Consider the following 12,895-nt stretch of genomic DNA (forward strand, 5'->3'; position numbering starts at 1 on the left):
TGAGAATAAATATATCACAGAAGTATTAGCTTTGTTTACATTCCCCAACCATGACTTACCAAAATCTTCTGACCTGTTAGAGCATTAGTCTTAAATCCAGCTAAGAATATAGCTGTATCAGCAATATCTTGAACAGTTGTAAATTCACCATCAACAGTACCACCAAGCATAACATTTTTGACCACTTCTTCTTCACTGATGTTTAGCTCTTTTGCCTGTTCTGGTATTTGTTTTTCTACTAATGGAGTTAGCACAAACCCTGGGCCAATTAGGTTTGAAGATATATTATGCTCAGCACCTTCTTTAGCAAGAGCTCTGACAAAGCCAACTTGAGCATGCTTTGCTGCTACATACGCAGCTTTATTTTTTGATGCAAGAACTGAGTGAACAGAACCTACAACTATAATTCTACCACCAGTTTTTAGTTCAATCATATGTCTCATAGCTGCTTGAGTTACAAGTAATGTACCAGTCATATGAATATCAAATAATTTTTTCCAAGCTGATACACTAAAATCTACTATAGGTGATATTATTTGAATACCTGCGTTATTAATCACAGTATCAATACGACCAAATTTTTTAACAGTTTGATCTACACCTGATTTTACTTGGTCTTCATTTGTTACATCCATTTGTACAGCCATAGTTTCTACATCATATTTTGATGATAAATTTATAGCTACTTCTTGCGACTTTTCTAAATCCAAATCTGCAATTACAACTTTAGCTCCTTGTTTTGCAAATTCTGTCGCCATACCTAGTCCAAGACCTGATGCAGCTCCGGTAATTAAAGTCACTTTATTTTTAACTGACATTTAAAATCTCCTTGAAATATTTTATTTAAGGTAATCAAAAACTACTTCACCAAAACCTAATGTAACATCAGCGATAAAGTGAGAGCCTTTGACAATTTCTAAAACTGGTAAATGATGAAGAGCCGCTTGAACATGGTTAAATACTTGTAAATCTACAGGCCCAGTCCATGCACCTTTTACAGTTACATCTTTAACATGGTATTTAACAAGTTCACAAATACTTACATCTCTACCATTAACATGAGGTATGGTTTTAAGTAAGAAGTTAGGGGTTTCTTCTAGCGATTTTTTGATAGCATCTTTATCAAGCTCTTGATATTTATATCCCATTGTTCCAAAAGCTACATCAACACTATTATATTTTACTGTCCCTAATAATGTATCAGAATCTACTGTAAGGGTAGGGTGAGCATATTTTTTTGGAAAGCCCCATATTTCACGACCAGCTGCAATTGATGGTAAATTATCTAATAGCATGATGTGAGAATATAAGCCTTTCTTACCCTCAAATTCAACTTCGATAAGTTGTCCAGCTTCATTAAAACTACCAAAACCATTTGCATCATGCATTTTCATGAATTCAAATTTTACAAGACCAGTTGGCTTAAGAGGCTCTGGTACATATTTTTTTAGGATTTCTATATCAGCCATATAGTCGATTATGAAATATTCTCTATTAGTGAATTTATAAGCTATTCTATTTGCTGTAGGTGATACTAGTGGCATCGAAAAAACATTTTTTTTAACATCTTCTATTTTCATTTAGATCTCCAGAATTGTTTTTGTTCCAGTTAACATTATAAGCTTTAATATTTTTTTTAGTAATAGTAATAACTCAAAGATGTTTGATTAAAAGCATATTTACTATTTTTTTGAATTAAAAATACTCAATAAAAATATCTATTTAATAGTATAAAGTTGAATTATGTATTATATTTGTTAAAAGTAAGCTTTTGATTATCTTATGATTTTATTAAGTGGTAATTTAAGGCTACGGATTCATACTTAGAAATTTTTTGAGGCAAATTTTATGAAAAAAAACTATTTAATAGTATCTGTGGTGATGATTGGCTTTTTTGCTGTATCGTTTGTGACTAATATTTTAGGACCTATAATTCCAGATGCAACTAACGATCTGCATTTGACACTTTCGCAAGCTGGGGTATTACCTTTTGCATTTTTTATAGCTTACATTATTTCAATTCCGGCAGGTTATGCGCTAGAGAAATATGGATCTAAAAAGATGATCTTATTTGCCTTTTTATTGGGCTCTCTGGGTTCAATTTTATTCTGTCTAAAAGTTAGCTATCTTACTTATATTGTAAGTTTATTTACAGTTGGTACAGCTGCTGCGATACTACAAGTTGCTTTTTGGCCTTTATTAAGAGTTGCTGGTGGTGAGGAGAATTACTCATTTTTCTCTGTATTACAGCAAGTATTTTTTGGCGGAGCATCATTTGTTAGTCCATTTGTACTATCGTATCTAGTTATGAATCTTCCATATTCTGGAGATAGTAATTATTTTTTACTATTTTTTAATAAGCTAACAGGGACAAACTTTAGTTGGGTTGCTATTTATTGGTTCAATGCAATTGTAATGTTTTTGCTAGTAATATTTATTGCTTTAATTAAGTTTCCAAAAGTTCAGTTGAAGGAAGATGAGAAATTAGAGGGTTTTGCTACTGTATTACATCTTCTAAAAAATAAAGTCGTAATAATATATTTTTTAGCGATCTTTGCTTATGTTGGTCAAGAACAAGGAATTAGTGTCTGGATTTCTAAATTCTTGAGTGACTATCATGGCTTTAATACTGAAACTGTAGGCAATACTACTGTAGCATTATTCTGGATCATGCAATGTGTTGGCGGTATTTTAGGTATAGTTTTATTGAAGTTATATAATGTCAAAAATATTTTGAAAGTATTTCTAATCTTACAACTAATATCATTGTCTCTAGCATTGTTTGGAACGGCTACTATGGCTTTGATATTTTTCCCTGTTTGTGGTTTTTTGACATCGATAATGTATGGAGGAGTTTTTTCATTAGGAATGAATTCTCTAAAATCACATCATGGAACAGTATCAGGAATATTCTGTACGGGGATAATTGGTGGTGCTATAGTGCCATTAGTGGTTGGTAATATTGGAGATATCTTAGGCTTAAGAATAGGAATGTGTTTTGTATATCTAACTATAATATATATTTTATATGTAGCCATAACAGCTAAGCCATTAATTGATAATAAAACTATAAGGCTAACAGAATTATTTAAAAAAATAAGTTGAAGTGATATGAGTAAAGAAATTCAAATTAAGAATAGAACTGTGGTTGGTGTTGATATCGGTGGCACTAAAGTCAATGCTGGTAGGGTATGTGGAGAAAATTTATTAGACTCTTACTTGAGCAAAATTCCGCCAGATGCAGAACATAATGCTCAATCTGTTATTGATGTTGTCATAGATACTATAGCAAAAGTTTTCACTTCTGAAGTAGAGGGCATAGGCGTTGGTATTCCTAGTGTTGCAGATCGAGAGAAGGGAATTGTATATGATGTACAAAATATTAAATCATGGCAAGAGATTCATCTAAAAGAAATACTAGAGGCAAAGTTTAAAGTACCAGTTTTTATAGATAATGATGCTAATTGCTTTGCTATAGGTCAAAGACTATATGGCAAGGGCAAAGAGCATGAAAATTTCGTTGGTATTACAATAGGCACGGGTATTGGTGGCGGTATTATCAACAAAGGCTCTTTACTAAAAGACTCTAATTGCGGAGCAGGAGAGTTTGGCATGTTGCCATATTTAGATGGAATCTTGGAAGATTATTGTAGTGGCCAATTCTTTATAAAAAAGATAGGTATTGAAGGTGTTGAGATTCTTAAACGAGCAAGAAATAATGATAGTGATGCTATAGACATCTATAAGCAATTTGGGAAACATCTTGGAGTAGCAATAAAGTCTATAATGTATACTTTAGATCCAGAGGTGATAATAATTGCAGGATCAATAATGTCAGCTAGAGAGTATTTTGAAAAAGCAATGTGGGATGAGATTAAAACATTTGCCTTTACTCAGTCAGCTAAAAAAATTAAAATAGAATGGTCAGAAACGGAAGGTGACTTCCAAGTTTTTGGTGCTGCAGCTGTTTATTTGGATAGAAGTAGCAATTTATAATTTTGTTAAAAGAGCAAGGTTAAATGAATAAAACTCAACAACAAATATTAACCTTTTTAGATGATAAAAAATATGTAAGCGGTGAAGATATTGCCCAAAAGTTAGGTATATCAAGAGCAGCAATTTCAAAAAATATCAAAGCACTTAAGGATAACTATCAAATAATAGTATCTTCTAACTCTAGGGTTGGATATCGACTCCAAGAAAAATTAGATCTAATCAAAGTTGATGAATTAATCAAAGTTTTTAACAATATAAACTATTTTTATTCTATAGACTCAACTTCAAAATATGCAATAGAAAATCAAGCTAAGTATAGTGAGAATGCAATTTTTATCTCAGAATTTCAAACAGATGGATTTGGACGATTTAAACGTAAATGGATTTCACCATTTGGCAAAAATATCTACTGTACTATGCTTGAAATAGTTGAGTTAGACATATCGAAACTTAATGGATTATCCCTAGTTGTTGGAATCAGTATTGCAAGAGTTCTAAAAAATATTAATTTAGATGCTAAATTAAAATGGCCTAATGATATCTATGTAGATGATAAAAAGATAGCTGGTATTATTATAAATGTTAGTGCCGAAATTAATGGTAGAGCGAAGCTATTTATAGGTTTTGGTATAAATGTTAATATGCAATATAATGAAGAAATATCTAAAGATTGGACATCAATAAAGTTACAATCTCAACGTCATGCTAATCGAACTAACCTAACTATACAAATTATCAAGGCTATTAAAGAAGATTTAGCAGTTTTTATTAATAAAGGTTTTACACATTTCAAAAATGAATTTGAATCACTTAATTATCTAAGAGATAAAGAGTTTTCATTGGCTTTAGTTGATAAAACTTATAATAACTGTAGCTATGTTGACTTAGCAAATAATGGCGAAATTCTTATTAAGAATACTGAAGGGAATTATTCATTTTCTTCTGGCGATATTAGTATCTTGGATAAATCTATAAAATCTAAATAATCAGCATTTTGAGAAATTTTTGCACTACACTTATATTCTGATAACTCTTCTATAGTATTTATTTGTTCATCAATATATTTGATATTTGAGTCATTACAATTAGCAATCCAACCAGCTAATTTAATATTATGGCGATTTAACTCATTTATAGTTAGTAAGGTATGGTTTATGCAACCAACTTTTATAGCTGATACTAGTAGTACTGGTATTTGCAGAGCTTTTATTAGATCAAACTGGGTAGCATGATTTGAGTATGGAGTTAATAATCCACCAGCTCCTTCGATAAAGAGAATATCTAAATCTCGACGAGTATACTTATCTTCAATAAATTGTTTGAGATTTTCAATTGAAATATCTACTTTTGATTTTGCTGCTATTATATGTGGGGCAACTGCTTCACTGAATGAAATTAGGTTTACTTCATCTGCTGTAAATTTGTTCTTATAAGCATTTAGAATATTCTCTACATCTTCACACAGATCTGAAAATTGACTTTGTCCAGACGCTACAGGTTTCAAACAAAGTGATTTAATATTTTCATACTCACAAGCCTCAATCAGTTTAGTTGATATATATGTTTTGCCTACTTCAGTATCAGTACCAATTATAAAAAACTTTTTCATAAACTATTCCTTAAAACATATAAATAAACCAATATGATAACTAAGGTTTATACGGTCAGTATTTGTAAGAAACTTTTTGATATTTGAAAAGCTAGGTTTATTATTGCTTCCTGTATAAGTATTAACTCCCGTAGATTTTAGATGATTTGTTAGTTCTTTAAAGTTATTGAATTTAATATCTAAATATAAATCTTCATGATGTAGACAATTTAAGTCAGATTTTCTGATAAATTCTAAAATGCTAGAACTACTGTGCATTTTATTTATTCTTAGTATGTCTTTTACTTGATGAAAATTGTTATCCAAAACAGTGCTAAAGGCTAAAATTGCACGATTATTTAATTTTTTTGCTAGATTTTTAATTAATATTTCTATGTCTTGACTCCATTGAAATGACATATTTGAAAATATTAAATCATAGCTATTTTTAAGCAGACGTAAATCTGTATCAAAATTAAGTTTTAGTGTTTTTATATTTGTATATTTTGAGTTTTTTGTTAAAGCAATATCGCAGGCATCTATTTGCTTTGCTGAAAATATCCTATTAAGTTCTAATGGCTCTGATAAGTCGCGTACTCCTAAATTTAGAATATTATTAGTATGATTGTAGCTGACTAGTCTTGAATAGTTTAGTGTTTGCTCTAAAAGTAATTGGCGTACTTGATTTTGGATAGTTGAGTTTTTAGAGTAATCTGTAGCTTTTGCAAAGTTACTTTTAACTTGATCATATATGTTCATATTTGACCTCTTTTGAGATAATTTCTAAAGCCTGATGAATTTGGTCAAAGGTATTATTATTATGCAGTGAAAATCTCAATATAGCTTGATCTTTAGGTACTGTAGGATATCTAAAGCAAGACACTATTATTTTATTTTCAAAGAGCTTATCCTTTAATCTAATCGCTAGATTAGCATCATTTAGTTGGATACTTCTAATAGGTGATAAATCTTTAGACACTAGTTCAAGATCTTTATCATGACATAGTTCATTAAAAAAAATGATATTTTGTTGAAGTTTTGCTCGATTATCATTAGCCTTTTCAAGATTTTTTAGTTGTATCAAAGCAGCTTTTAATATCATTGGTGGTAATGCTGTTGTATAGATATAGTTACGCGCAAATTGTATTAGGTATTCTGCAATTGCTTCTGTAGTACAAACTACAGCACCGACTCCACCAAATGCTTTACCAAGAGGAAAAATACAGATAGGACAATTTTTATAACTTATTTGAAAGCTGTTGATCGCACCACGACCATTTTTACCTAAAATCCCAAAACTATGAGCCTCATCAACTATAAGCTTTTCTGGTGTGATTTTAGCAAGCTTATCAAGTTGAGTAATTGAACCTGAGGTACTAAAGACTCCTTCTGTAGTAGTGAAGCTTCTGCCATCATATATATCTTGAAGGTGACCAAATTGTTGATGTTTATATCTTTTTAGTTTAGCTTGTGAAAGTTTGATTCCATCAATAATAGACGCATGGATATACTTATCTGCAAAGATACTATCATGCTTACTAAATAGTGTTGAATAAATTGCTAAATTTGCCATAAACCCTGAACTAAAAAATATAGCTCTAGGGTAGTTAACAAATTTTGCAAACTCATATTCAAATTGCTGTGTCTCATCGGTGTAACCACAGACTATATTAGATCCCTTACTTCCAAAACCATACTTATCAAAACCAGTTACTATGGCATCTTTAAGATTGTGTGCTGATGATAGATCTAAATAATCGCTAGTTGTAAAATCAATAGTAGAATCATCCTTTACAAAAGGAGTTAACTCTCTTAATAAATTATCCTTTTGATATTGAGTATATTTGTCTTGTAGGTTTAACATAATTCGACATTTGATTCCAAACCAAGCTTAGCTAATAAAAAATTATCAGAATTAACAGTAGCATTATTCTCTGTTAATAATTTATTACCATAAAATATTGAGTTAATGCCAGCAAGAAAACATAGAGTCTGAGTCTCTAAAGACATATTCTCTCTACCTGCTGATAATCTCAAGCGTGCTTGAGGAAATAGTATTCTTGTAGTCGCTATAAATCTTATTAATTCAAAACTATCAATTTGAGCATCTGTATACTTATCTCCTAGAGGAGTTCCTTTAACTGGTATTAATGTATTGATAGGAATACTTTTTGGAGCAGCGGGTAATTGTAATAGCTCAAGTAATAAATTAAATCTATCATCTAGAGATTCGCCCATACCTAATATACCACCACAACAGACATTTATATCGGCGTTAGCAACGTTTCTTATAGTTTCAATTCTTTCTTCAAATTTGCGTGTGGTAATTATTTCAGGATAAAATTCTCTTGAAGTATCAAGATTATGATTGTAGTAATCCAGTCCTGCTTGCTTTAGCTTAGTTGCTTCATCAGCATTAATACTTCCGAGAGTCACACATGTTTCTAAGCCAAGATTTTTGACTTCAGTAATAATCTCAGCTACTTGATCAAAGTCTTTTTTGGGAATGTGCTTCCAAGCAGCACCCATACAGAATCTTTTCGATCCAGCATCTTTCGCATTTTTTGCTTCTGCCAATATACTATCTTTATCTAATAGTTTATGCTTTTCGATACTAGTATTGTAATGGCCACTTTGAGGACAATATTTACAGTCTTCTGGGCAAGTACCAGTTTTGATACTTTTTAGTGAGCATAACTCAATATCATTACCAAAGTTTTTATTGTGAATTTCTAAGGCTTGTAAAATTAATTCTGTTAATGGTCTTGAGTAAATTTCTTTGATTTGTTCCAATGTCATTTTTTATAAAAAATTGTTTTAAAGTTGTAAAGTATTTTATATCTTGTGTACAATTTATGTCAACTTAATATTTCACAAAAGGTTTACAATATGTATAGCTCAAACATATGGCATCCATGCACGCAAATGAAAGACTTTGAAAAATCACCACCTATGAATGTTTATAGAACTGAAGGGAGATATATCTACACTAAAGATAATAGAAAGCTTTTTGATGTTACATCAAGCTGGTGGTGTAAATCTCTTGGACATAGACATCCATACATAATAGATGAGCTTAAGACACAACTAGATAAATATGAGCATACAATATTTGCAAATACTACAAATGATGAAATAGATAGGTTTAGTCAAAGAATTTGTAATTTGACAGGTATGGATAAAACTTTATACGCAAGTGATGGATCTTGTGCTGTAGAGATAGCTCTAAAAATGACGACACACCTTAGAAGCTTTCAAAATCAAACTAAAAAAACTAAGTTTATTTGTCTTGAAAACTCATATCATGGTGAGACATTGGCAACTATGAGTGTTAGTGATTGTGGTTTATATTCTGATCCATATAAACCATTATTGTTTGATAGTTTTAAGTTAAAAAATATTCCATATGTTAGTGGCAAAAGTGATCCACTATGGTCAGATGCTGAAGGGTATTGGAATAAATCGCAACAATATCTTGAACAACACAAAGAATTTATTAATGCTTTAATAGTAGAGCCGATCTGTCAAGGTGCAGGAGGTATGTTGATTTATAGTAAAGATTATTTAAATAGACTTTGTAGGTGGTGTAAGGAAAATGATGTTTATATTATTTTTGATGAGATAATGACAGGAGTAGGGCGATTGGGTAAATTTTTTGCTTATGAATATCTTGATATTAAGCCTGATTTTTTGTGTGTATCAAAAGGATTAACCTCTGGGATTATACCTTTTAGTATTGTTTTGACAAAAAATCAGTATTATGAGATGTTTTATGATGATGAGTTAACTAAAGCTTTTTTACATTCACATACTCATAGTGGTAATGTTTTAGGAGCTGTAGTAGCAAATGCAGTATTGGATATATTTGAAGAAGAATATATACTTAACAATGTTAAAGATCTTGAAAAACAATTTAGTGAATCTTTTCTTGAGCTACAAGAGCAATTACCGATTATAAAAAATATCAGAGGTATTGGAGCAATTATTGCAGCAGATTTAAATATTGATAAAAAAAGAGCTGGCTTAGATGTTTATAGAGAAGCTATAAAATTAGGCGCATTATTACGACCACTAGGAAATACTATCTACTGGCTACCACCACTAAATAGTACACAACAAGAAATTGAGTTGTTAAAGAACGCAACAAGACAATCTATATTAAATACATTTAGTTAAACTACTTTTTACGATTATTGAAATACTCTCGATCGGCAATATATATAGTTTTGGTTGCTTCAGCATAAATATTATTATCAGTATCTTCATAGCAGACTGGTAAACTAATTACAGATTTATTCTTAGCTACGACATCTTGCTTTATTTTATTTATAATCTCTTGTGATAGTAGAAATCTTGCATAAACATGATGTGTAATTGGTCTAAGATAATCTATATTAGCTGATAAATCCCAAACCACATAATCATCACCAAGAATATTACATAACTGTAATGGATAAATTGGATCCAGTGATGAGTATATAGCTCCACCAAAACCAGTACCATGATAGTTTTTAGTGTTATCTGTCAAATTAAATCTTAGATGTACTTCCAAAAAGTCATTTGAGACAAAAACTATCTCACCACCAGTTGCAACAAAAGCAGGTAAGTCATTAAATTTTCTAATAAGTTCTTCTGATTTCTCACCAGATTTTTTATCAGTTTTAAAAATTGGAATCATATATCTAACCAATATCTATCGTTTATTTATAAACTCAATTACTTTATCTAAAGCTATTTTAGGATTTTTAAATGGAACTACACCAAGTCCCCCCATAAAACCATGATACATTTCATCATCATAGTGAGTTTCAACATCAGTACCTTGTTGTTTTAGCTTTTCTTCATAAGCATAGATACCATCTATAAGGATATCATGAGTAGCCGCTACAATTAGTGTATCAGGCTGCTTTGTATCTTTATAAAATAGTGGAGAGATTCTTGGTTGTCTAAGCTTTTTAGGCTCTGACATAATATCTTCGCCTATATATGCTTTTAGAAATAGTTCTGACCATTCGGTAGTGAGATGATATTTATACTCATCAAATTTAGTATTGCTGTCATATTTAGTATACATATCGACAGCAGGATAAACCAAAATTTGTGCTTTTGGCATATTTTCTTGACGTTCATGGCATATTATAGTTACAAGATTTCCACCAGCACTATCTCCCATTACAAAGATATTTTCAGTAGATAAATTAAACTTAGTAATATTTTCATAAAGCCAGTCATAAGCATATAGCGCATGATTAACAGCAGCTGGATACTTATCTTCAGGACCTAAGCCATACTCTAATGAGAAAATATTTAAATTACCTTGATCACATAAGTATCTACATACGTGATCATAAGTATCTATAGAGCTCAAACACCAACCACCACCATGAATAAAAAGTACAGCTTTATCAGATGCTTTTTTAGGTTTATAATGCCTTAATATAGTATCATTTTCTAACTTAATATCTTCTTCGATAATATCAGGGCGAGGTAGGCGCTTGATTTGTGCTATTGAAAGATCTGCAAATATCTTACGCTGATCTCTTAAATCTAATTTTTTTATTCTTCTTATTTCAGGAGTATCTAATAGTGACTCTAATGCTGGATGGTATGGCATAATTTTTCCTTACTAAATTTTATGTACTCTTATAATATCAATATTGAGTTTTTCTAATTTTCTTGAAAGTTCTCTTGTAGCACTATCTAAAGTACTGATGTGATTATCTTTAGGAATACCTAATACAGATGGTTTACGTGAATGTCCAACTAGTGCTTTTAGATTTAGTTTTTGTTTTATATTAACAATATTTTCTAGTAAGTATTTTGCAGTATCTGCTTTTTTACCAAAACCAAAGCCTACATCAAAGTATATATTTTGTTGCTCTACACCATGGTTTAGGAGAATTTGTTTTTTGTTTTCAATAAATTCACATACTTTATCTATAGCATCTTCTTTATCTAAATATTGGTTTCTATCTGTGATACCTAAATTATGAGTTATTACATATTTCTTTTTATATTTAGCTATAAGTTGAGCTTTTTTATCAATATCATTACATTCAACATCATTTATCATCCAAATGATATCATGATGTTTTTCTAAGATTTTACTCATGACTTCAAATCTACGTGTATCAATACTTATAAGAGATTTATAATTCAAATCATTAAGTTGTTCTTTAAGGTATTCTAAGAACTCATCTAATTTATTAAACTCTTCATCTACACTAGTAGTAGTAGCATTAGGCTTGGTTGATTCAGCACCAATATCAATAATTTCAGCACCATTATTTATTAGCTCAATAAAATTTGATTTACGCTGAGTATCATCAAAATCTCCGTCTGAAAAAGACTGATCTGATAAGTTAACTATACCCATGCGCATTGTATTTGATAGTGTTTGATTAAGTTTTTCAATTGGTTCTAGCTCTTTTAGTCTTAGGCTTAGATTCCATTCAACATATTTTGGATGGTGCCAACCTTTGGATAGTTCTAGTAATGGAGCTAGAGCAAAGCTACGGTTTATTAATTCTTTGTGAGGAATTGTAAGTTTAGCTGCATCTACTACTAAATCCTCAGCTGATAGTATATCTAAATCAATAAGCCTAGGAGACCAAATTGGAGCATCTAGATCTCTACCAATTTTTTCTTCTATATCTTTTAAAACTATCAACAAATCTTGAGGTTTGAGAGAGGTGCTAATTTTTACAGCGGTATTTAAAAATGTAATATCCCATTCTTTTGGGGCATTTTCTTTGAGTAATGCTTTACTACTATATAAGCTAGCTTTTCTAATAATTCTTATGTTCTGGTATGATGCTAGAGCATCTAACGCAAGATGAATATTCTCGATAGTGAAACCAATATTTGTTCCAATCCCTATAATATATTGCACATTAATTCCTAATAATAAAAGAAGCAGAACCTATCTGTGAAACTGGGGGCTTTTTGTTAAGTTTCAAGTATTTGATTGTTATATCTCTATGTTTTTCTCCAATAAACAGATAAATTTGCTTAGCTAAGTACTCTATAAGATTACAGCTAACGTTATCACAAAAGTGTTGAATGTTATTTCTCAGAGTATAATAGCAAATAGTTTCTTCAAGATTATCAGAATTGCTTGCGCTATAGTTTTGGCTAAACTCAAGTTCTAAGTCTAGAGTTATCATTTGTTTGTGAGATCTTTCCTCTTCAGAACAGCCAAGACTTACATATATTTCCATATTAGATAAAAATAGAGATTGTTTCATTTTGTTAGATAAATTAGAGTAAATTTTGTTATTTAATATATCATATTGGCAAATGCTTATATAA

14 protein-coding genes are annotated in these 12,895 nt (G+C 30.6%); 4 read left to right on the top strand and 10 right to left on the bottom strand.

Features of this window, described 5'->3' with window-relative positions:
- Positions 1 to 35 precede the first annotated feature (35 nt).
- Both F3D57_RS05300 and F3D57_RS05305 read right to left on the bottom strand, forming a co-directional pair.
- Entirely contained in the window at positions 36 to 818 is a 783-nt protein-coding gene (locus F3D57_RS05300; RefSeq protein ID WP_146421428.1) for a 3-hydroxybutyrate dehydrogenase, read from the bottom strand.
- 21 nt (positions 819 to 839) lie between these two features.
- Positions 840 to 1,580, bottom strand: coding sequence for an acetoacetate decarboxylase (locus F3D57_RS05305; protein WP_150464280.1), 741 nt, complete (start codon positions 1,578 to 1,580; stop codon positions 840 to 842).
- 268 nt (positions 1,581 to 1,848) lie between these two features.
- Here F3D57_RS05305 and F3D57_RS05310 point away from each other — a divergent pair, with 268 nt between their 5' ends.
- Genes F3D57_RS05310 through F3D57_RS05320 form a run of 3 tightly spaced genes read left to right on the top strand, consistent with a single transcriptional unit; the run spans position 1,849 to position 4,982 of the window.
- Positions 1,849 to 3,105 carry a sugar MFS transporter gene (locus F3D57_RS05310; protein WP_150465470.1) on the top strand — a complete coding sequence of 419 codons (1,257 nt, stop codon included), beginning with the start codon at positions 1,849 to 1,851 and terminating at the stop codon, positions 3,103 to 3,105.
- Between the two features lie 6 nt (positions 3,106 to 3,111).
- Positions 3,112 to 3,996: an ROK family protein gene (locus F3D57_RS05315; RefSeq protein WP_088821188.1), complete on the top strand. Its 885-nt coding sequence runs from the start codon at positions 3,112 to 3,114 to the stop codon at positions 3,994 to 3,996.
- A gap of 23 nt (positions 3,997 to 4,019) precedes the next feature.
- Positions 4,020 to 4,982 (top strand): biotin--[acetyl-CoA-carboxylase] ligase, encoded by a 963-nt coding sequence (locus F3D57_RS05320; RefSeq protein ID WP_150465471.1) that lies wholly within the window; start codon positions 4,020 to 4,022, stop codon positions 4,980 to 4,982.
- Here F3D57_RS05320 and bioD read toward each other — a convergent pair.
- The 4 genes from bioD to bioB are packed head-to-tail and all read right to left on the bottom strand — an operon-like array spanning position 4,925 to position 8,383.
- Positions 4,925 to 5,605: a dethiobiotin synthase gene (gene bioD / locus F3D57_RS05325; protein ID WP_150465472.1), complete on the bottom strand. Its 681-nt coding sequence runs from the start codon at positions 5,603 to 5,605 to the stop codon at positions 4,925 to 4,927. The two genes, F3D57_RS05320 and bioD, sit on opposite strands and share 58 nt — an antisense overlap.
- A 3-nt stretch (positions 5,606 to 5,608) precedes the next feature.
- A complete protein-coding gene (locus F3D57_RS05330; RefSeq protein ID WP_150465473.1) occupies positions 5,609 to 6,343 on the bottom strand; it encodes a biotin synthase in 735 nt (244 codons plus the stop codon).
- On the bottom strand, positions 6,330 to 7,448 hold the full coding sequence (locus F3D57_RS05335) for an aminotransferase class I/II-fold pyridoxal phosphate-dependent enzyme (RefSeq protein WP_150465474.1): 1,119 nt from the start codon (positions 7,446 to 7,448) through the stop codon (positions 6,330 to 6,332). The genes F3D57_RS05330 and F3D57_RS05335 overlap by 14 nt, the downstream gene beginning before the upstream one ends.
- On the bottom strand, positions 7,442 to 8,383 hold the full coding sequence (bioB, locus tag F3D57_RS05340) for a biotin synthase BioB (protein ID WP_150465475.1): 942 nt from the start codon (positions 8,381 to 8,383) through the stop codon (positions 7,442 to 7,444). The genes F3D57_RS05335 and bioB overlap by 7 nt, the downstream gene beginning before the upstream one ends.
- A 90-nt stretch (positions 8,384 to 8,473) precedes the next feature.
- On the opposite strand from bioB, the gene bioA reads away from it, so the two are divergent.
- On the top strand, positions 8,474 to 9,760 hold the full coding sequence (bioA, locus tag F3D57_RS05345) for an adenosylmethionine--8-amino-7-oxononanoate transaminase (protein ID WP_191092355.1): 1,287 nt from the start codon (positions 8,474 to 8,476) through the stop codon (positions 9,758 to 9,760).
- Between the two features lies 1 nt (position 9,761).
- Here bioA and F3D57_RS05350 read toward each other — a convergent pair whose 3' ends face one another.
- Genes F3D57_RS05350 through F3D57_RS05365 form a run of 4 tightly spaced genes read right to left on the bottom strand, consistent with a single transcriptional unit; the run spans position 9,762 to position 12,831 of the window.
- On the bottom strand, positions 9,762 to 10,262 hold the full coding sequence (locus F3D57_RS05350; RefSeq protein WP_150465477.1) for a PaaI family thioesterase: 501 nt from the start codon (positions 10,260 to 10,262) through the stop codon (positions 9,762 to 9,764).
- A 15-nt stretch (positions 10,263 to 10,277) separates the two neighbouring features.
- Entirely contained in the window at positions 10,278 to 11,198 is a 921-nt protein-coding gene (bioJ, locus tag F3D57_RS05355) for a pimeloyl-ACP methyl ester esterase BioJ (RefSeq protein WP_150465478.1), read from the bottom strand.
- A gap of 12 nt (positions 11,199 to 11,210) precedes the next feature.
- Positions 11,211 to 12,476 (bottom strand): dihydropteroate synthase, encoded by a 1,266-nt coding sequence (gene folP / locus F3D57_RS05360; RefSeq protein WP_150465479.1) that lies wholly within the window; start codon positions 12,474 to 12,476, stop codon positions 11,211 to 11,213.
- A 1-nt stretch (position 12,477) separates the two neighbouring features.
- The gene (locus tag F3D57_RS05365) at positions 12,478 to 12,831 is read right to left on the bottom strand and encodes a dihydroneopterin aldolase (protein WP_150465480.1); all 354 of its coding nucleotides are present in this window, start codon (positions 12,829 to 12,831) and stop codon (positions 12,478 to 12,480) included.
- Positions 12,832 to 12,895 lie beyond the last annotated feature (64 nt).

Origin of the sequence: Francisella sp. SYW-2 (assembly GCF_008711475.1) — a bacterium.
GTDB classification, from domain to species: Bacteria; Pseudomonadota; Gammaproteobacteria; order Francisellales; family Francisellaceae; genus Francisella; species Francisella salimarina.